The 19,499-nt window shown below is 63.2% G+C and carries 15 protein-coding genes; 3 read left to right on the top strand and 12 right to left on the bottom strand.

The features are described from left to right. Positions 1–10: 10 nt before the first annotated feature. Together PFU01S_RS11110 and PFU01S_RS11105 are read left to right on the top strand one after the other, a co-directional pair. Positions 11–2,041: an ATP-binding protein gene (locus tag PFU01S_RS11110; RefSeq protein ID WP_027914488.1), complete on the top strand. Its 2,031-nt coding sequence runs from the start codon at positions 11–13 to the stop codon at positions 2,039–2,041. Between the two features lies 1 nt (position 2,042). After that, entirely contained in the window at positions 2,043–2,609 is a 567-nt protein-coding gene (locus tag PFU01S_RS11105) for a cob(I)yrinic acid a,c-diamide adenosyltransferase (protein WP_027914487.1), read from the top strand. 29 nt (positions 2,610–2,638) lie between these two features. On the opposite strand, the gene PFU01S_RS11100 is transcribed toward PFU01S_RS11105, so the two are convergent. From PFU01S_RS11100 to secA, 3 genes are all read right to left on the bottom strand, one after another. After that, positions 2,639–3,583: a Nudix family hydrolase gene (locus PFU01S_RS11100; protein ID WP_028687206.1), complete on the bottom strand. Its 945-nt coding sequence runs from the start codon at positions 3,581–3,583 to the stop codon at positions 2,639–2,641. 106 nt (positions 3,584–3,689) lie between these two features. Next, entirely contained in the window at positions 3,690–4,907 is a 1,218-nt protein-coding gene (gene argJ / locus PFU01S_RS11095) for a bifunctional glutamate N-acetyltransferase/amino-acid acetyltransferase ArgJ (protein WP_027914485.1), read from the bottom strand. Positions 4,908–5,116: 209 nt separating this feature from the next. Continuing rightward, on the bottom strand, positions 5,117–7,852 hold the full coding sequence (gene secA / locus PFU01S_RS11090; RefSeq protein WP_023534287.1) for a preprotein translocase subunit SecA: 2,736 nt from the start codon (positions 7,850–7,852) through the stop codon (positions 5,117–5,119). Positions 7,853–8,205: 353 nt separating this feature from the next. Here secA and PFU01S_RS11085 point away from each other — a divergent pair, with 353 nt between their 5' ends. Then, the gene (locus tag PFU01S_RS11085; protein WP_028687205.1) at positions 8,206–8,661 is read left to right on the top strand and encodes a DUF721 domain-containing protein; all 456 of its coding nucleotides are present in this window, start codon (positions 8,206–8,208) and stop codon (positions 8,659–8,661) included. A 391-nt stretch (positions 8,662–9,052) separates the two neighbouring features. On the opposite strand, the gene lpxC is transcribed toward PFU01S_RS11085, so the two are convergent. The 9 genes from lpxC to murD all read right to left on the bottom strand — a co-directional run bounded on the left by lpxC (position 9,053) and on the right by murD (position 19,498). Further along, positions 9,053–9,964: a UDP-3-O-acyl-N-acetylglucosamine deacetylase gene (gene lpxC, locus PFU01S_RS11080; protein ID WP_023534425.1), complete on the bottom strand. Its 912-nt coding sequence runs from the start codon at positions 9,962–9,964 to the stop codon at positions 9,053–9,055. 112 nt (positions 9,965–10,076) lie between these two features. After that, positions 10,077–11,273: a cell division protein FtsZ gene (gene ftsZ / locus PFU01S_RS11075; protein WP_028687204.1), complete on the bottom strand. Its 1,197-nt coding sequence runs from the start codon at positions 11,271–11,273 to the stop codon at positions 10,077–10,079. A gap of 55 nt (positions 11,274–11,328) precedes the next feature. After that, positions 11,329–12,588, bottom strand: a complete 1,260-nt coding sequence (gene ftsA, locus PFU01S_RS11070) for a cell division protein FtsA (protein ID WP_023534383.1) — start codon at positions 12,586–12,588, stop codon at positions 11,329–11,331. 14 nt (positions 12,589–12,602) lie between these two features. Next, a complete protein-coding gene (locus PFU01S_RS11065; protein ID WP_027914483.1) occupies positions 12,603–13,472 on the bottom strand; it encodes a cell division protein FtsQ/DivIB in 870 nt (289 codons plus the stop codon). A 5-nt stretch (positions 13,473–13,477) separates the two neighbouring features. Continuing rightward, positions 13,478–14,434, bottom strand: coding sequence for a D-alanine--D-alanine ligase (locus PFU01S_RS11060; RefSeq protein WP_027914482.1), 957 nt, complete (start codon positions 14,432–14,434; stop codon positions 13,478–13,480). Beyond that, entirely contained in the window at positions 14,431–15,858 is a 1,428-nt protein-coding gene (gene murC, locus PFU01S_RS11055; RefSeq protein WP_173645895.1) for a UDP-N-acetylmuramate--L-alanine ligase, read from the bottom strand. The genes PFU01S_RS11060 and murC overlap by 4 nt, the downstream gene beginning before the upstream one ends. A gap of 13 nt (positions 15,859–15,871) precedes the next feature. Continuing rightward, a complete protein-coding gene (gene murG / locus PFU01S_RS11050) occupies positions 15,872–16,951 on the bottom strand; it encodes an undecaprenyldiphospho-muramoylpentapeptide beta-N-acetylglucosaminyltransferase (RefSeq protein ID WP_028687203.1) in 1,080 nt (359 codons plus the stop codon). Continuing rightward, on the bottom strand, positions 16,941–18,155 hold the full coding sequence (gene ftsW / locus PFU01S_RS11045; protein WP_023534433.1) for a putative lipid II flippase FtsW: 1,215 nt from the start codon (positions 18,153–18,155) through the stop codon (positions 16,941–16,943). The genes murG and ftsW overlap by 11 nt, the downstream gene beginning before the upstream one ends. Further along, positions 18,152–19,498 carry a UDP-N-acetylmuramoyl-L-alanine--D-glutamate ligase gene (murD, locus tag PFU01S_RS11040; RefSeq protein ID WP_028687202.1) on the bottom strand — a complete coding sequence of 449 codons (1,347 nt, stop codon included), beginning with the start codon at positions 19,496–19,498 and terminating at the stop codon, positions 18,152–18,154. Before murD ends, ftsW begins: the two co-directional genes overlap by 4 nt. Position 19,499 lies beyond the last annotated feature (1 nt).

Below are 19,499 nucleotides of genomic sequence, written 5' to 3'. Positions count from 1 at the left end.
CGCCTTGCCCATGACGCTGCGTCAACGCCTGGAGAACCTCCCCGTCGGGCAGAAGCTGCTGGCAGCTTTGCTGGTCTTGCTGGTGACCATTCTGCTGGTGGCGAACCTGACCTTCATCAGCGCCGCCTACTGGATCACCCAGGAAAGCATGGCACCGCAAGCGCTCCAGACCATCGGCCGGCTGGTCTCCAATCCTGAGCTGTCGACCCGCGCGGCAGACGACCCCACCTCGGCCCAGGCGCTGCTCGATGAACTGGACAGCTATGCGCCGCTGCGCGCCGCCGCCTTGTATGGCAGCGACGGGCGCATGCTCGCCCAATTGCAGCATGGCGCCCCCCTCACACTGCCCAAGCGGTTTCGCAACATAGAAGGCTGGCGATTCATGGAGTTTCGCAGCACGCAGCTGATTCGCCTGCCACGGGCCGGTAGCCCGCCGGGGCATTTGCTACTGGTAGCCAGCAGCGAGCTGCCCACCGCCTTCTACACCGGCACGCTCAGCGCGAGCCTGGCCATTCTGGTGTTCAGCGTGCTGTTGTGGCTCTTCATCGCCCGGCAGATCAAACGCCTGATCACGCAGCCGATCAACCAGCTCGAAGAGCTCAGCCGCCAGGTTACCCGTGAGGAGAGCTACGCGCTGCGGGCCCGACGCGGCAACGACGACGAGATCGGTAGCCTGGCCAATGCCTTCAATACGATGCTCTCGCGCATCGAAGCCCGGGAGCACCAGCTCAAGCGTGCCCGGGACGAGTTCCAGAGTGCCTACGACCAGGCCCAGGGGCTTGCCGAGCAAACGCGTCATACAAACCGCAAGCTCGAGCTCGAAGTGCAGGTGCGCAGCAAGATCGAGAAAAAGCTCACAGGCTTTCAGAACTACCTGAACAGCATCATCGACTCCATGCCGTCGGCCCTGATCGCCTTGGACGAGCAGCTGTACGTGACCCAGTGGAACCAAGAGGCAACGGCGTTATCCGGCACGACCCTCAACGAGGCGCTCAACCAACCGGTGTTCATCGCCTTCGCACCGCTAAAACCCTTCTTGCCACAGTTGAAGGACACGGTGGAGCGGCACCGGGTGGCGAAAATCGAGCGTGTTACCTGGCACAAGGATGATGAGCCGCGGCATTACGCATTGACCTTCTACCCACTCACCGGCGGTGGAGGCCGGGGCGTGGTGATCCGGATCGATGACATCACCCAACGTCTGTCGCTCGAAGAAATGATGGTGCAGTCGGAAAAGATGCTCTCGGTCGGTGGCCTGGCGGCCGGCATGGCCCACGAAATCAACAACCCGCTCGGGGCCATCCTGCATAACGTGCAGAATATCCGCCGCCGCCTGTCACCTGATCTGCCGCGCAATCTTGAGCAAGCCCACGCGCTGGGCATCGACCTGACCACGGTCAACGCCTACCTGCAAAGCCGCGAAGTGCCTCAGTTGCTCGATGGCATCCAGCAAGCGGGTGCCAGGGCCGCCAAGATCGTCACCCACATGCTCAGTTTCAGCCGTCGCAGCACGCGCGAACTGGCGCCCTGCGACCTCCCTGCCTTGATTGACCAGGCGGTGGACATAGCAGGCAACGACTTCGACCTGGCCATTGGTTTCGACTTCAAAGGCCAGGCCATCGTGCGCCAGTTCGACCCGGCGCTGGGGCCTGTGCCCTGCACCGCCAACGAACTGGAGCAGGTATTGCTTAACCTGCTCAAGAACGCCGCCCAGGCCATTCACCAGCGCCCGGCACCTTGCGAGCCAGGCCGTATCATCTTGCGCACACGGCTTGCGCCGCCCTGGGCAGAAATCCAAGTGGAGGACAATGGCGTGGGCATGCCCGAAGCCGTGCGCAAGCGCACCTTCGAGCCTTTCTTCACGACCAAGGAAATCGGCCAGGGCACCGGTCTTGGGCTTTCGGTGTCGTACTTCATCATCACCAATAACCACAAGGGGCAGATGGAGGTGCATTCCACGCCTGGGCAGGGGACCTGTTTCACCCTGCGCCTGCCCCTCGGCCAGCCGCATCCGCCGCTGCCGGTCACCACGGAGCAATGACATGGGCTACCGCTTGTCCAAAATCTATACCCGCACTGGCGACACAGGTGAAACCGGCCTGGGCGATGGCCGGCGTGTGCCCAAGGATCATCCACGCATCGAAGCCATCGGCGAAGTGGACAGCCTCAACAGCCAGCTTGGCCTGTTGCTGGCCGGCCTGGATGAACAAGGTCTGGACGAAGTCAGCCGCGTTCTGGCGCCCTGCCAGCACCGCCTGTTCGACCTGGGCGGGGAGCTGGCCATGCCCAGTTACCAGGCCCTGACCACGGCAGAGGTGGAGCGGCTGGAGGCGGCCATCGATGAGTGGAATGACGAACTGGGCCCACTGAAGAATTTCATCCTGCCCAGCGGGTCGGCCCTGGTCGCCCAAGCACACGTGTGCCGCAGCCTGGCACGCAGCGCCGAGCGACGCTGCCAGCACCTCAATACCGTAGAGCCGCTGGAGGGTGTCGGCCTGGCGTACATCAACCGCCTATCGGACCTGCTGTTCGTTGCCGCCCGTATCATCGGCAGGCGGCAAGGCATTGCCGAGGTCCTGTGGCAGCCGGCCGAAAAACCTCAAGGCTGACGCCAAGCGCTTGCCGCACCGGTCCGGCGTCAGAGGGTCGGCCAGAACGCCCTGATACCCGCAACGCCCTGCGCCCCGGCTAGCCAGGCCTGTTCGCGGTCCGCTGGGCCCACGCCACCGAGCAGGTACACCGGTTGGTCGAACCCGGCAATCAGGTGCTGGGCCTGTTCCCAGCCAAGCGGCGCGGCCTCTGGGTGACTTTCGGTACGCTGGACCGGCGACAGGGTGACGAAGTCGACCCCCATCTGCTGGGCCAGGGCAAGCTCCTCGGCAGTGTGGCAGGAGGCGGCAAGCCAGCGCTGGACCGGGAACGGCCTGCCCTTGTCGGCATACTTGCGCAACTGCGCTGCCGTCAGGTGCCAGCCTGCCGACGGGAAGTCGCCTAACCACTCCAGAGGCCCCTTGAGCATGAGCTGGGCCTTGCCCGCGCATAACCCCACCGCATCAACCGCCACATCGCGGTACTTGGGGTCGTACATGTCCGGTGCACGCAACTGGATCAGCCGGATGCCACTGGCCACGGCCTTCTGGATACCCTTGAGCATGTCAGGCACGTCCAGGCCGTCGGGTGTGATCAGGTATTGATCCGGCAGCCGGGCAGCGTTGACGATGGGCTTGTTGGCCTCGGGAAACGCATGGTCCGGCAGCTCACGGGGCGCGACCCAGGCCAGCGGTTGCCCCTCGGCGCCATGGGGTTCACCGTTGAAGGCCTCGACCTCGCGCACCTCGAGCAGTACGTGTTTGTCGGGGTAGTCGTGACTGACCTTGATCAAGGGCCGCGAGCGCGTTACCTGGATGCCCAGCTCCTCGTCGAGCTCACGCGCCAGCGCGGCCTCGACGCTTTCACCGGGCTCCACCTTGCCTCCCGGAAACTCCCAGAGGCCGCCCTGGTGTTGGGTGTCGGCGCGGCGGGCGATGAGTATCCGCCCGTCCATGCCCCGAATCACGGCTGCAACGACGTGAACCCGTTTCATCGGTCACACTCCGTCACGCCAGCCGTGGGCAATGGGGTTGGCATAAAGCTCATGGTTTTGCTCCCTTGGCATTGAAACATCGGGACCGCGAGCGGCCCCGGCTGCATCAGGTGCGGTACTCGGCGTTGATTTTCACGTATTCGTGAGAGAGGTCGGTGGTCCAGATGGTTTCACTGCACTGGCCACGGCCAAGGTCGATACGGATGGTGATTTCTTCCTGGGCCATCACCCGGGCGCCCTGGTCTTCGGTATAGCTCGGGCTACGACCGCCCTGGCTGGCAATGCACACCTCATCCAGGTAGACATCGATCAGGCTCACATCCAGCGCGGGCACGCCGGCACGCCCAACCGCTGCGAGGATGCGGCCCCAGTTGGGATCGGAGGCGAACAGTGCGGTCTTGATCAGCGGCGAATGCGCCACGGCGTAGCCGACGTCCAGGCATTCCTGAGGGTTGCCACCGCCGTTGACCTGCACGGTCACGAACTTGGTCGCCCCCTCACCGTCACGGACAATGGCCTGTGCCACCTCCATGCAGACCTCGAACACAGCCTTTTTCAAAGCTTCGAACAGGGCTCCGCTGGCTTGGGTGACTTCCGGCAGGTCGGCCTGGCCGGTGGCGATCAGCATGCAGCAGTCGTTGGTCGAGGTATCACCGTCGATGGTGATGCGGTTGAACGATTTGTTGGCCCCGTCCAGCATCAGGTCCTTGAGCACGCCTGGCGCGACCTTGGCGTCGGTGGCGATGTAGCCCAGCATGGTCGCCATGTTCGGGCGGATCATGCCCGCGCCCTTGCTGATACCGGTCACGGTCACGGTCACGCCGTCGTGCTGGAACTGACGGCTCGCGCCCTTGGGCAAGGTGTCGGTGGTCATGATGCCGGTGGCCGCTTCAGCCCAGTTGTTTTCCGACAGGTTGTCCAGGGCAGCTTGCAAGGCACCTTCGATCTTTTCCACCGGCAGTGGCTCACCGATCACACCGGTGGAGAACGGTAAAACCGACTCGGCGGACACACCAGCAAGCTCGGCGAGTTTCGCGCAGGTCCGCTGCGCCGCTTCCAAGCCGGGGGCGCCCGTGCCGGCGTTGGCATTGCCCGTGTTGGTCAGCAGGTAGCGTACGGTACCCTGCACCCGCTGCTTGGCCAGGATCACGGGGGCGGCGCAGAAGGCATTGAGGGTGAACACACCGGCCACACTCGAACCCTCGGCGCAGCGCATGACCACCACATCCTTGCGCCCCGGGCGCTTGATGCCGGCGGAGGCAATACCGAGTTCGAAACCCGGGACGGGGTGCAGCGTAGGCAAAGGACCAAGACCAACAGCCATTGGAGCGCTCCTAGAAAATACGTGTGGTGAAAAAAAGGGCCGCTGTGCGGCCCATCTTTGGCAAGCCCGGGCGAACCGGGCATACCGCATGGCTTGAATCGACGCAGCTCAGGGCGGCGCTGGCGTGTCGGCGATGGGCTGCGCAGTAGCCCCTTGGCAGTGAGCAGCCAGCACGGCGCCGTGCGCCCTGTGACGGCCTTGCGGTCAGATCACTCGATCTGGCCGTGGCAGTGCTTGAATTTCTTGCCCGAACCACACCAGCACGGCTCGTTGCGACCCAGTTTCTGCTCGTTGCGCACAGGCTCGGCAGCCACGGCTACCTCAGCGCCCTCCTCGGCCAACTGCTCGCTTTCAAGACCAGGTGCGGGCGCGTGTTCGAACTGCATGCGGCTGGCCAACTCTTCGGCGTCGCGGCGCAGGCGTGCTTCTTCCTCGGCAGGGTCTTCGCGGCGAACCTGCACGTGCGAGAGCACACGGATGGCATCGCGCTTGATCGACTCGAGCAGTTCCTGGAACAGGGTGAACGACTCGCGCTTGTACTCCTGCTTCGGGTTCTTCTGGGCGTAGCCGCGCAGGTGGATACCATGACGCAGGTGGTCCATGGTCGACAGGTGGTCCTTCCACAGGTCGTCCAGCACACGCAGCAGGATCTGCTTCTCGAAGGTGCGCAGTGCTTCCATCCCGGCCTGGTCTTCTTTCTCGGTGTAGGCCGTGGTGATTTCGTGCAGCAGCTTCTCGCGCAGGGTCTCTTCGTAGAGGTGGTCGTCTTCGTCGAGCCACTGCTGGATCGGCAACTTCATGGCGAAGTCACTGGACAGCGAGGCTTCCAGGCCGGCCACGTCCCACTGCTCAGGCAGCGATTGCGGCGGGATGTGCTGGCTGATGGTGGCGTCGAGTACTTCCTTGCGGAATTCGGCGATGGTGTCGCCCACGTTCTCTGCGGCCAGCAGGCTGTTGCGCATGTGGTAGATGACCTTGCGCTGCTCGTTGGCCACGTCGTCGTATTCGAGCAACTGCTTGCGGATATCGAAGTTGCGGCCTTCGACCTTGCGCTGGGCCTTTTCGATGGCGTTGGTGACCATGCGGTGTTCGATGGCTTCGCCCGACTGCATGCCCAGCGCCTTCATGAAGTTCTTCACCCGGTCAGAGGCGAAGATGCGCATCAGGCTGTCTTCGAGCGAGAGGTAGAAGCGGCTGGAACCCGGGTCACCCTGGCGACCGGAACGACCGCGCAGCTGGTTGTCGATACGACGCGATTCGTGACGCTCGGAGGCGATGACGTGCAGGCCACCGGACTCGATCACCTGCTGGTGACGCTTCTGCCAGTCGGCCTTGATGTGCGCGATCTGCTCGGCCGTTGGGTTTTCCAGTGCGGCCACTTCAGCTTCCCAGTTGCCGCCCAACAGGATGTCGGTACCGCGACCGGCCATGTTGGTGGCAATGGTCAGCGCGCCTGGCGCACCGGCCTGGGCAATGATCTCGGCTTCCTTCTCGTGGTACTTGGCGTTCAGAACCTTGTGCTCGATGCCTTCCTTGTGCAGCAGGTTGGACATGTGCTCGGAGGTTTCGATGGTGGCCGTACCCACCAGCACCGGCCGGCCTTGCTTCAAGGTTTCCTTGATGTCGGCGATGATCGCGGCGTACTTCTCTTCGGCGGTCAGGTACACCAGGTCGTTGTGGTCCTTGCGCGCCAGGGGCTTGTTCGGCGGAATGACCATCACGTTCAGGGCGTAGATCTGGGCGAACTCGAAGGCCTCGGTATCGGCGGTGCCGGTCATGCCCGACAGTTTCGAGTACAGACGGAAGTAGTTCTGGAACGTGGTGGAGGCCAGGGTCTGGCTCTCGGCCTGAATGTTGAGGTTTTCCTTGGCCTCGATGGCCTGGTGCAGGCCTTCGGACAGACGACGACCCGGCATGGTACGCCCGGTGTGCTCGTCGATCAGCAGCACCTGGCCGTCCTGCACGATGTACTCGACGTTGCGGTGGAACAGCTTGTGCGCGCGCAGACCAGCATAGACGTGGGTCAGCAGGCCCAGGTTGTGCGCCGAGTACAAGCTCTCGCCCTCGGCCAGCAGGCCGACCTGGGTCAACATTTCTTCGATGAACTGGTGACCGGCTTCGTTGAGCTCGACCTGGCGGGTCTTCTCGTCGATGGTGAAGTGGCCTTCCTGGGTAACCTGGCCTTCGACTTCCTCGATGTGCTGGGTCAGGCGCGGGATCAGGCGGTTGATCTCGATGTACAGCTTGGAGCTGTCCTCGGCCTGGCCGGAAATGATCAACGGCGTACGGGCTTCGTCGATGAGGATCGAGTCCACTTCGTCGATCACTGCGAAGTTCAGCTCACGCTGGAACTTCTCGTCCTGGCTGAACGCCATGTTGTCGCGCAGGTAGTCGAAACCGAATTCGTTGTTGGTACCGTAAGTGATGTCGGCAGCGTAGGCTGCGCGCTTTTCTTCCGGCGGCTGGAAGGCCGAGACGATACCGACCGACAGGCCGAGGAACTCGTACAGCGGGCGCATCCAGTTGGCGTCACGACGGGCGAGGTAGTCGTTGACGGTGACCACGTGCACGCCCTTGCCGGACAATGCATTGAGGTAGACGGCCAAGGTACCGACCAGGGTCTTGCCTTCACCGGTGCGCATTTCCGCGATCATGCCCTCGTGCAGGGTCATGCCGCCAATGAGCTGAACGTCGAAGTGACGCATGCCCATTACGCGCTTGCCAGCCTCACGGGCGACGGCGAAGGCTTCGGGCAGCAGTTGGTCCAGTGTTTCGCCTTTGGCCAAACGCTCCTTGAACTCGGCAGTCTTGCCACGCAGCTGCTCGTCGGAGAGGGCCACCATCTTCTCTTCGAAGGCATTGACGATACTCACCGTCTTGAGCATGCGTTTGACTTCACGCTCGTTCTTGCTTCCAAAAAGTTTCTTTAACAAAGGCGCAAACATATTGGCAGGATCTTCCACACGTAGGGATGGAGGGCGGCCCCATGAGTCGCCCGTGCAGCCCTAAGGCCGCATGCGAACGAGCATTCTACCCGGAAACGATGGTGATGAAAGTGGTGGATTCCACGATGCTGGCACAGCGCTTTTACAGGGGCGTGTCTTAGATAGGGGCATTTCCCCTGAGTTCAAGACCTGGAAAGATGAAAGCGTTCAAGACTCGCCTGTGCGCGCTGCCTTGCAGGGCCTGGCTCCGGTAGCGTCAGGCGCAGCGCTTGGCCAGTGGGCTCAACCGCCGGGTGATCGGTACAGACGCTGAAGTGTTAGACTGCCCTACTTGTAACCTCATGCGTATACCCATGGCCTACAAACCCTCCCCCGCCCAGCCGCCCTCGGCGTTGCTGCGCCAGGTTCGCCCGCTGCGCCTGTTGCTCAACCAGGCCGAGCGCCTGGAGCACCTGCAACGCCTGGTCGAAGGCCAGTTGCAGCCGGCTGCACGCGAGCACTGCCACGTGGCGTCATGGCGCGACGGTACCTTGCTGCTTGTGGTAACCGATGGGCACTGGGCCACGCGCCTGCGTTACCAGCAAAAGCGCCTGATGGCGGCGTTGCAGGCAACCGATGCGTTCGGCAACCTCAGGCGTATTCTTTTCAAGGTGCAACCACCCTTGGTACCCGCCAAACGCGGCGGGCATGCGGCCGAGTTGTCCAACAGCGCGGCCGAGAGCCTGCTGCAGACGGCCGAAGGCATCACTGACGCGAAATTGCGGGCCGCACTGGAGCGCCTGGCGGCGCATGCGCAGGCCAAGGACTGAGCGATTTGCCAGGGGGCTTCGGGCGGCAGCAACCAAGATTTTGAAGGCGTTACAGACTGCGCTGTTCAGCCTGATGGTGCTAGCCATCCTCGGCGGCGCCGCGCTTGGGGGGCCGCCATTACTCACAGGTGCATGCGCGCCTGGATCATATCGAGGATGAAAGAGCCGCGCGCAAGGGCAGCCCCAAGGCCAAGCCGATGGATCGCATCCACCATCGAAGCCTGAGTCGATGCCTTTGCCGCCTCGGCGCCGCAGGATACAGTCCGACGCTGCCCCGACTTACACGGTCGGCTCGGGCCATCTGGATGGATTGATGGGTGTCTCTGCCCATAAGCAAGCCATAAAAAAGGCCACCCGAAGGTGGCCTCAATGAACTAGAGAGTGTTCGAGCTTACACAGCCGCGACAGGACGCATATACGAGATCGGCGCCGTGCTGGCATCTTCGAAAGTGACCACTTCCCAGGCATCGGTTTCGGCAATCAGCTTGCGCAACAGCTGGTTGTTCAGCGCGTGACCGGACTTGAAGCCCTTGAACTCGCCAATCAGGCTGTTGCCCAGCAAGTACAGGTCGCCAATGGCGTCGAGAATCTTGTGTTTGACGAACTCGTCTTCGTAGCGAAGACCGTCTTCGTTCAACACGCCTTCCTCATCGACCACGATGGCATTTTCTACACTGCCGCCCAGCGCAAGGTTGTGCTTGCGCAGGTATTCGATGTCACGCATGAAGCCAAAGGTGCGGGCGCGGCTGACTTCCTTCACGAACGAGGTGCTGGAGAAGTCGACGCTTGCGCTCTGGGTCCGGTTGCGAAGCACCGGGTGATCGAAGTCGATCTCGAAGCTCACCTTGAACCCCTCGAAAGGCAGGAAGGTGGCGCGCTTGTCGCCCTCTTGCACCGTTACCTCACGCAGGATGCGGATGAACTTCTTGGCTGCGTCCTGTTCTTCCAGGCCGGCAGACTGTATCAGGAATACGAAAGGTCCGGCGCTGCCATCCATGATCGGTACTTCCGAGGCGGAGAGCTCGACGTAGGCGTTATCGATGCCCAGGCCCGCCATGGCGGAGAGCAGATGCTCGACCGTATCGACCTTGACGTCACCGTTGACCAGCGTCGTGGACATGGTTGTCTCGCCGACATTGGCCGCACGCGCCGGGATCTCGACCACAGGGTCGAGGTCGGCGCGGCGGAAGACGATGCCGGTGTCAACAGGTGCAGGCTTGAGGGTCAGGTAGACCTTCTCCCCAGAGTGCAGACCGACACCTGTGGCACGGATGGTATTCTTCAGGGTGCGTTGTTTAATCATGGCATTGGCCGCTTCAGCGCAAATTGCGAACAGTTATCAACAAAGGCTGGCGATAATACCAGACCCAACCTTTGATGAATACCAATCACCTTCATAGCCCTGATAAATTTCATTAATCAGCCTGACGACGCAGGAAGGCCGGAATATCCAGATAATCCAGGTCATCCTGAGGGTTCAGCTTAGCCGCCGCTGCCGCACCCGCGTGCGCCTGATTGCGCATGACGGTCGGGCGCTCCAGATCACGGTAGTTGACGGCTGGCTGCTCCTGACGCGCAGGGGCAGGGTTGGACGCCTCGTAGGCCTGCTGGGCAGTCTGCAGAGTGTTGTCCACCACCTTGACCGGCTTCTCGATACGCGCACCCAAGCCGGTGGCCACGACGGTGACATGCAGTTCGTCGCGCATGTCTGGGTCGATCACGGTACCGACCTTGACCATGGCATGGTCCGAGGCGAACGCTTCGATGATGCTACCCACGTCGGAGTATTCACCCAGGGACAGGTCCGGACCTGCGGTGATGTTGACCAGGATGCCACGGGCGCCCTGCAGGTTGACGTCCTCGAGCAGCGGGTTGCGGATCGCAGCCTCGGTCGCCTCGCGAGCACGGTTCGGGCCACTGGCGCAGCCGGTGCCCATCATGGCCATGCCCATCTCACCCATCACGGTGCGCACGTCGGCGAAGTCGACGTTGATCATGCCCGGGCGCTTGATGATGTCGGAGATACCGCGAACGGCACCGGCCAACACGTCATCGGCCTTGGCGAACGCGGACAACAGGCTTGCGTCCTTGCCCAGGATGGTCAGCAGTTTCTCGTTGGGGATGGTGATCAGCGAGTCGACGCTTTCGGCCAGCATGCGGATGCCTTCATCGGCGATCTGCATGCGCTTGCGGCCCTCGAACGGGAACGGACGGGTCACCACTGCCACGGTGAGGATGCCCATTTCCTTGGCCACTTCGGTGATGATCGGCGCTGCACCGGTACCGGTACCGCCGCCCATGCCGGTGGTGATGAACACCATGTTGGTGCCTTGCAGCACTTCGGCGATGCGCTCACGGTCTTCCAGCGCGGCCTGACGACCGACTTCCGGATTGGCGCCAGCACCCAGGCCCTTGGTCACGCCAGTGCCCAATTGCAGGATGGTGCGCGCACCAATGTTCTTGAGCGCCTGAGCATCGGTGTTGGCGCAGATGAACTCCACGCCTTCGATGCTGCTCTTGACCATGTGATTGACGGCGTTACCACCACCACCACCTACGCCGATCACCTTGATGACCGGGCTTTGCGGGACGTTGTCTACGAGCTCGAACATTTTCCCTCTCCTTACAGTTCTCTAGTTGTCGCGCCTACCACTACTGCTTTGAAACTTAGAAGTTGCCTTGTACCCACCGCTTGAAGCGCTCAAGCACCGGGGCCTTCGGTTCATCGCCATAGCTGTTGTTGCTGCTGCTGTTGCCGGTCAAGGGCAGGTCTTCGGTCTGCTTGTGCAGCCCGTAGGTAAGCAAGCCCACACCGGTGGAATAAATCGGGTTGCGTACCACGTCGCTCAGGCCGCGCACGCTGTGCGGCACGCCCAGGCGTACCGGCATGTGGAAAATTTCCTCGGCCAGCTCGACCGCGCCTTCCATCTTGGCGGTGCCACCGGTCAGGACGATGCCAGCAGGCACCAGGTCCTCGTAGCCGCTGCGGCGAAGTTCAGCCTGGATCAGGGTGAAGAGTTCGTCGTAGCGCGGCTCGACCACTTCGGCCAATGCCTGGCGCGACAGTTCGCGCGGAGGACGGTCGCCAACGCTTGGCACCTTGATGGTTTCACCTGCACCTGCCAGCTTGGCCAAGGCGCAGGCATAACGGATCTTGATTTCCTCGGCATACTGTGTGGGCGTACGCAGGGCCATGGCAATGTCATTGGTCACCTGGTCGCCGGCAATCGGAATGACGGCGGTGTGGCGAATGGCGCCTTCGGTGAAAATCGCGATGTCGGTGGTGCCGCCGCCGATGTCGACCAGGCACACGCCCAGCTCTTTCTCGTCGTCGGTCAGTACCGAATAGGCCGATGCCAGTTGCTCGAGAATGATGTCGTCGATTTCGAGGCCGCAGCGGCGCACGCATTTCTCGATGTTCTGGGCGGCATTGACGGCGCAGGTCACCACATGAACCTTGGCCTCCAGGCGCACGCCCGACATGCCGAGCGGTTCGCGCACGCCTTCCTGGTTATCGATCACGTAGTCCTGCGGCAGGGTGTGAAGCACCCGCTGGTCCGCCGGAATGGCCACCGCCTGGGCGGCATCGAGCACACGCTCAAGGTCGGCCAGGCTGACTTCGCGATCGCGAATGGCGACGATGCCATGGGAGTTCAGGCTGCGGATGTGATTGCCTGCAACGCCCACGAAGGCCGAGTGGATGCGGCAGCCCGCCATCAGTTGAGCTTCTTCGACGGCGCGCTGGATCGATTGCACGGTGGACTCGATGTTCACCACCACGCCTTTTTTCAGGCCGCGGGACGGGTGTGTGCCGATCCCGACGATTTCCAGCGTGCCGTCTTCGCCCACCTCACCTACCAAGGCCACTACCTTGGAAGTGCCGATGTCCAGCCCGACGATCATTTTGCCGCTATGCGCGTTTGCCATGGTCCTGCCTCTCTCTAATTCTTCGCAACGGCGGGTTGGGCCGTCGTCGGTGCAATCGGTTCCCGCCAGCCAACGGCAAGCCCGTTGGCATATCGCAGATCGATGCGGGCGATGTTGGCGATCTGCTCTTTAAGCGTCTTGTCGTAAATGGCAATGAAACGGCGCATCTTCTCGACCAGATGGTCGCGCCCCAGCAGCAGCTCGATACCAGGCCCTGCGCTGCTCGCGCCCGTGGTCAGGAACCAGCTGCCTCGCTCGCGCAACTCCAGGCGCGCAATGGAGAAGCCCAGGGGGCGCAGCATCTGGCTCAATATCTGATACTGCTGCATGACCTGCTGCTGGGCCCGCTGGGGGCCGGCCAATTGTGGCAGGTGCTCGTAGTTGGCCAGTTCGCGCGGTGTGAAGGCCTGGCCCTGGTTATTGAGCAAGGCCGCGTCACCCCAGCGTGCCACCGGCAGTTGTTCCTCGAGGCGAATCACCACTTCGTCCGGCCATACCCGGCGCACTTCGGCATGGGCGATCCAGGGCATCTGCTCAAGCTCCTTGCGCATCGCCGGCAGGTCGACGGTGAAGAAGCTTGCGGCCACATAGGGGGCGATACGCTGCTGCACCGACTGCTGGCTGATGTAGGTCAGGTCGCCCTGCACGTCGATCTTGGTGATCGGCCGGTCGGCATACGGCATGAGCCGTATGGCCCCCTCGTAGGCACCGAAGCCTGCGGCTACCAGCAACACCGGCCACAGCAGGCGCTTGAGGCCGCCCAGGCTTGGACGCGGCAGGCGCGCCGATACGGGCTCGTCGGCCACCAGCCGGCTGGCACCACGCGGCACCGGCTTGCTGCGGCCGGTAACGGGTTGCTGCTGACGTACCATTGCGCCCTGCATGATGATTAACCTCGCGTCGCCACGCTTTCGGCCAGGATCGCCAGCACCAGTTGCTGGAAGTCCAAGCCGGCCGCGCGGGCCGCCATGGGCACCAGGCTATGATCAGTCATGCCTGGTGCGGTGTTGACTTCGAGCAGCCAGAACCGGCCCTGCTCGTCCTGCATCACGTCCAGCCGCCCCCAGCCTTCGATGCCGATGGCATCGCAAGCGCGGGCGGTCAGATCGATCAGTTCCTGCTCCTTGGCGCTATCGAGCCCACAGGGAATGCGGTACTGGGTATCGTTGGCGATGTATTTGGCGTCGTAGTCGTAGAACACGTGGGGGGTTCCCAGGGCAATCGGCGGCAGTACCTGCCCGCGCAACACCGCAATGGTGAACTCCGGGCCGTGAATCCACTGTTCCACGAGTACCTGAGAATCGTAGTTGGCGGCATCTCGCCAGGCGGCAACCAGTTCTTGCTCGCTGTTCACCTTGGCCATGCCGATGCTGGAGCCTTCATGGGCAGGTTTGACGATAAGCGGGAAGCCCAGTTCCGTACTGGCACGCAAACAATCGCTTTCGCTGGCCAATACCGCATGCCGCGGGGTAGGAATGCCCAGGCTCTGCCAAACCTGCTTGGTGCGCAGCTTGTCCATCGCCAAGGCCGAAGCCAGGATGCCGCTACCGGTGTAGGGAATGCCCAGGCACTCGAGCAACCCCTGCATGCTGCCGTCTTCGCCGCCGCGGCCGTGCAGGATGATGAAGGCACGGTCGATTTTTTCGCTTTGCAGACGCGCAAGCAGGTCATCGCCCACGTCGATGGCGACGACGTCCACGCCGGCTTCGGTGAGCGCACCTATCACGGCGGCGCCGGACTTGAGCGAGACTTCCCGCTCGGCGCTCTTGCCCCCATAGAGCACGGCGACGCGGCCGAACGCCTTGACGTCCAAGGTGCTGGGCAATAGGTCGTAGGCGCTGGTCATTTAGACGTCTCCTGCACGGCGCCGGCAAACAGCGGGCTTTTCATCAATTGCGGAGCCAGGCCACCGACATCGCCGGCACCTTGGCAGATCAGGATGTCGCCGGCACGCAGCAACGGCTGAACCAACGGCGCCAGCTCGGCGCCGCGCTCGATGTAGATCGGGTCCAGCTTGCCGCGCTGGCGAATGCTGTGGCACAGCTGGCGGCTATCGGCCCCGGGGATCGGCTCTTCGCCAGCCGGGTAGACTTCCATCAGCAGCAGCACGTTGGCGTCACCGAGCACCTGGACGAAGTCGTCGTACAGGTCGCGGGTGCGGCTGTAGCGGTGCGGCTGGTAGACGATCACCAGGCGGCGGCTTGGCCAGCCGCCACGCACGGCCTTGATCACCGCGGCCACTTCAGTGGGGTGATGACCGTAATCATCCACCAGCATCACGCTGCCGCCTTCCACGGGCAGCTCACCGTACACCTGGAACCGACGGCCGACGCCCTGAAACCCGGAGAGCCCCTGGAGAATGGCTTCGTCGGGAATGCCTTCGTCAGTGGCGATGGCAATGGTCGCCAGTGCATTGAGCACGTTGTGGTTGCCGGGCATGTTCACCGAGACTTCCAGCGGCTCGCAGTCGCGGCGCAAGACGGTGAAATGCGTCTGCATGCCTTGCTGGCGGACGTTGATGGCGCGGATATCGGCTTCTTCGCTGAAGCCGTAGGTGACCGTCGGGCGCTTGACCTGGGGCAGGATCTCGCGCACCACCGGGTCATCCAGGCACATCACCGCCAGGCCGTAGAACGGCAGGTTGTGCAGGAACTCGACGAAGGTCTTCTTCAGTTTGTTGAAGTCCCCTTCGTAGGTGGCCATGTGGTCGGCGTCGATGTTGGTGACCACGGCGACCATCGGTTGCAAGTGCAGGAAGCTGGCGTCGCTTTCATCGGCTTCGGCGATCAGGTAACGGCTGGTGCCCAGCTGGGCATTGGTGCCCGCTGCGGTCAAACGGCCACCGATGACGAACGTGGGGTCCAGCCCACCGGCGGCGAATACCGAGGCCAGCAGGCTGGTGGTGGTGGTCTTGCCGTGGGTCCCGGCCACGGCCACGCCATGGCGGTAGCGCATGAGTTCGGCCAGCATCTCGGCGCGTGGCACCACCGGAATGCGGCGTTCCAGGGCGGTTGCCACTTCAGGGTTGGCCGGGTTGATGGCGCTCGACACCACGAGCACGTCAGCGGTCGCAGCGTTCTCTGCACGATGGCCGACGAAGATCTGCGCGCCGAACGACTCCAGGCGCTCGGTCACAGGCGAGACCTTGAGGTCCGAACCGGAAACCTCGTAGCCCAGGTTCAGCAGCACCTCGGCGATACCGCACATGCCGACACCGCCGATACCCACGAAGTGGATACGGCGAATACGGCCCATCTTGGGCTGGGGCATGGCTTTCTGGCTCTCAACCACGGGCCACCTCCAGGCAGATATCGACGACGGTGCTGGTTGCAGCAGGTTTGGCCAGGCGTCTTGCGGTACCGGCCATGACAGTCAGTTTCTCGGGTTGCATCAGCACCTCGTTCAGGCGTTCAGCGAGCTGCGCTGCGCCAGTTGTCGCTTGTGGCATCAGGAAGGCAGCGCCTTCGCGGGCCAGATAATGGGCGTTATGGGTCTGGTGGTCGTCGATCGCATGGGGCAAGGGCACCAGCATCGAGGGCAGGCCCGCTGCCGCCAGCTCGCTGACGGTGAGGGCCCCGGCACGGCAGACCACCAGGTCGGCCCAGCCATAGGCTTGGGCCATGTCCTTGATGAAGGGCTCGACCTGCGCCTGGACACCCGCTTCGCGGTATCGCTCGGCGGTGATCGACGCATGTTGCTTGCCCGCCTGGTGGAACACCTTGGGGCGCACGGCTTCGGGCACTTCGGACAGCGCCTTAGGCAACAAAGTATTCAAGGGTTCCGCGCCCAGGCTACCGCCGAGTACCAGCAGGTGCGGTTGGCGCTGGCCAAGCGCAGGGCGCTCGGCATCCATGAACAGTTCCGCACGCACCGGATTGCCTGTGGTGCGGCGCTTTTCACTGGCATGGAAGGTGTCGGGGAAGGCTTCGCACACCCGTGCAGCCAGAGGCACCAGCAAACGGTTGGCGGTGCCAGCGCGGGCATTTTGCTCATGAATGATCAGCGGCACCCCGCAAAGGCGCGCTGCCACGCCGCCGGGGCCTGTGACGTACCCGCCGAAGCCCAGCACACAGGCAGGCTTGAGCGCGCGGATGATGCGCCGGGCCTGCAGCACGGCCTTGACCAGGGTCAATGGGGCCTTGAGCAGCGACAGCTTGCCCTTGCCACGCAGGCCGGTGACCTGAATCTGATGCAGGGTAAGGCCGGCCTGGGGCACCAATTCATTCTCGATACCTCGCGGGGTACCCAGCCAGTGCACGGTATAGCCACGCGCCTGGAACTCGCGCGCGCAGGCCAGCGCCGGGAACACGTGACCGCCGGTTCCGCCAGCCATGATCAATACGTTCTTGCCTTCAGCGGCCATGGGCAGGCTCCTCGGCAAAATCGCTTTCGCTGAATTCGTGCTCCTCGCTGCCCAGGTGGGTACGGCTTTCCCATTCGATGCGCAGCAGCAGCCCCACACACGCGCAACAGATGACCAGCGAGCTGCCGCCATAGCTGAGGAACGGCAGGGTCAGGCCTTTGGTCGGCAGCAAACCGACGTTCACGCCAATGTTGATCAGGAACTGACCAATCCACAGGAAGGCCAGCCCGAAGGCCATGTACGCGGCGAAGAACTGTTTGGCTTTTTCGGCCCAGAGCCCGATGTACAGCGCACGGACAGTGACGAAGACGAACAGCGCGATGGTGACCAGCGAGCCCACCACACCCAGCTCTTCGGCCAGCACCGAGAACACGAAGTCGGTGTGCGCTTCAGGCAGGTAGAACTGCTTCTGCACGCTGTTGCCCAGGCCCACGCCAAGCCACTCGCCACGCCCGAATGCGATCAGGGCCTGAGTCAACTGGTAGCCGGAGCCGAACTGATCGGACCAGGGGTCGGTGAAGGTGATCAGTCGCGCCATTCGATAGGGCTGCGCCTGCACCAGCACGAACACCGCGACAACCGCCAGCACCACCATCAGGCTGAATCGGAACAGCCCCACCCCACCCAGGAACAGCATGGCAGCCGCCGCCCCCATCATCACCACGGTGGCGCCGAAGTCCGGCTCCATCAGCAGCAGGCCAGCCATGGGCAGCAGCACGATGAACGGCTTGAAAAAGCCCATCCAGCTTTCCCGCACCTCGGTCTGACGGCGTACCAGGTAGCCGGCAAGGTAGATGACCACGAATACCTTGGCGATTTCAGACGGCTGGACGTTGAAGAAGCTGAAGCCGATCCAGCGCATCGAGCCGTTGACCTCGCGCCCGATCCCGGGCACCAGCACCATGACCAACAGGCCGAAGGCCCCCAGGAGCATCATGAAGCCCATGCGCTGCCAGGTGGCAATTGGCACCATCATGGTCGCGCCACAGGCGACCAGCCCGAGGAAAACGTAAACCAGGTGCCGGTACATGTGGTAAAGCGGGTTGCCGGACTGAACGGCGGCCACTTCCGAGGAGGCGGAAGTGATCATCACCAGGCCCAGGCCCAGCAGCGCCAGGCAACCGGCCAGCAGGGGGAAGTCCAGGTCGATGCCACGGCCGCTGATCAGCGGCGACGGATAGGGCTTGAGGATGCCGAAGATCATGCCAGTGCTCCCGCTGCCTGGGCAAACAGGCGCCCGCGTTCTTCGAAGTTCTTGAACATGTCGAGGCTGGCGCAGGCTGGCGACAGCAGAACGGCATCACCGGGCTGTGCCAGCTCGGCGCAGCGCTGAACGGCGTCGTCCAGGGAGGCCACCCGCAACAGCGGCGCAGCATCACCCAGGGCCTGGCCCAGGCGTTCGGCATCACGGCCCAGCAACACCACGGCGCGGCAGTAGCGCCGGACCGGTTCGCGCAACGCGGCAAAATCGGCGCCCTTGCCGTCGCCTCCGACAATCAGCACCAGCTTGCCTGCTGTATCGGCACCCAGGCCTTCGATGGCTGCCAGTGCGGCGCCAACGTTGGTGGCCTTGGAGTCGTCATACCAGTTCACGCCGTTGCGCTCACGTACCCACTGGCAGCGGTGAGCGAGCCCCGTGAATTCACGCAGCGCCTGCAGCATCGGCTCGAAGGGCAGGCCCGCAGCATGGCCCAGGGCCAGTGCGGCCAGCGCATTGCTTTGGTTATGGGCGCCGCGCACCTTGAGGTCGCGAACCGGCATCAGGGTTTGGAACGCGAAGGCCAGGTATTTCTCGCCGTCCACCTCGCGCAGGCCGAACGCCTTGAAGTCGGGCTCGCCCAGGCCAAAGGTCCAGCAGGGACGGCCTTCGACCGGCAGGGGACGGCTGAGCGCGTCCTGGCGATTGACCACCACCTGCCGCGCACCACGGAAGATGCGGTGCTTGGCCAGGTGGTAGGCCGGCAGGCCACTGTAGCGGTCCATGTGGTCTTCGCTGATGTTCAGCACCGTGGCGACTTCGGCATTGAGCTGGTCGGTGGTTTCCAGCTGGAAGCTGGACAGCTCCATTACGTACAGCTCCACGTCATCGGCCAACAGGTCGAGGGCCGGTGTGCCAAGGTTGCCGCCGACCGCCACGCGCTTGCCCGCCCTGGCGGCCATTTCGCCGACCAGGGTGGTGACGGTGCTTTTGGCATTCGATCCACTGATGGCGATGATGGGTGTCTTGGCGTTGCGCGCGAACAGTTCGATGTCGCCGGACAGCTTGACCCCACGGGCAGCGGCTTGTTGCAGCGCCGGCGTAGCCAAGGCCAGGCCTGGGCTGACGTACAGCTCGCTGGCGCGGCACAGGAAGTCCACGTCAAGCTCGCCACAGCGTACTTCCACCTGCGGGTAGTCACGGCGCAGGGTTTCCAGTTCCGGCGGTTGCTCGCGGGTATCGGCGACCGCAAAGGCGATGCCCCGGCTCGCCAGGAAGCGAACCAGGGACATGCCGCTCTTGCCGAGGCCGACAACGATGCGGAATTGGTCGGAAGCGATCAGTGACACG

Source organism: Pseudomonas fulva NBRC 16637 = DSM 17717 (assembly GCF_000730565.1).
GTDB classification, from domain to species: domain Bacteria; phylum Pseudomonadota; class Gammaproteobacteria; order Pseudomonadales; family Pseudomonadaceae; genus Aquipseudomonas; species Aquipseudomonas fulva.
This window is presented reverse-complemented; position numbering and strand designations above follow the sequence as displayed.

What these genes read in the sequence shown, in the direction of transcription:
- murC (WP_173645895.1), bottom strand. Translation starts at nt 15,858, where the DNA reads ATGCCCCAGCCCAAGATGGGCCGTATTCGCCGTATCCACTTCGTGGGT.
- ftsZ (WP_028687204.1), bottom strand. Translation starts at nt 11,273, where the DNA reads ATGTTCGAGCTCGTAGACAACGTCCCGCAAAGCCCGGTCATCAAGGTG.
- PFU01S_RS11065 (WP_027914483.1), bottom strand. Translation starts at nt 13,472, where the DNA reads ATGCAGGGCGCAATGGTACGTCAGCAGCAACCCGTTACCGGCCGCAGC.
- murG (WP_028687203.1), bottom strand. Translation starts at nt 16,951, where the DNA reads ATGGCCGCTGAAGGCAAGAACGTATTGATCATGGCTGGCGGAACCGGC.
- ftsA (WP_023534383.1), bottom strand. Translation starts at nt 12,588, where the DNA reads ATGGCAAACGCGCATAGCGGCAAAATGATCGTCGGGCTGGACATCGGC.
- ftsW (WP_023534433.1), bottom strand. Translation starts at nt 18,155, where the DNA reads ATGATCTTCGGCATCCTCAAGCCCTATCCGTCGCCGCTGATCAGCGGC.
- PFU01S_RS11085 (WP_028687205.1), top strand. Translation starts at nt 8,206, where the DNA reads ATGGCCTACAAACCCTCCCCCGCCCAGCCGCCCTCGGCGTTGCTGCGC.
- PFU01S_RS11110 (WP_027914488.1), top strand. Translation starts at nt 11, where the DNA reads ATGACGCTGCGTCAACGCCTGGAGAACCTCCCCGTCGGGCAGAAGCTG.
- PFU01S_RS11100 (WP_028687206.1), bottom strand. Translation starts at nt 3,583, where the DNA reads ATGAAACGGGTTCACGTCGTTGCAGCCGTGATTCGGGGCATGGACGGG.
- lpxC (WP_023534425.1), bottom strand. Translation starts at nt 9,964, where the DNA reads ATGATTAAACAACGCACCCTGAAGAATACCATCCGTGCCACAGGTGTC.
- secA (WP_023534287.1), bottom strand. Translation starts at nt 7,852, where the DNA reads ATGTTTGCGCCTTTGTTAAAGAAACTTTTTGGAAGCAAGAACGAGCGT.
- PFU01S_RS11105 (WP_027914487.1), top strand. Translation starts at nt 2,043, where the DNA reads ATGGGCTACCGCTTGTCCAAAATCTATACCCGCACTGGCGACACAGGT.
- PFU01S_RS11060 (WP_027914482.1), bottom strand. Translation starts at nt 14,434, where the DNA reads ATGACCAGCGCCTACGACCTATTGCCCAGCACCTTGGACGTCAAGGCG.
- argJ (WP_027914485.1), bottom strand. Translation starts at nt 4,907, where the DNA reads ATGGCTGTTGGTCTTGGTCCTTTGCCTACGCTGCACCCCGTCCCGGGT.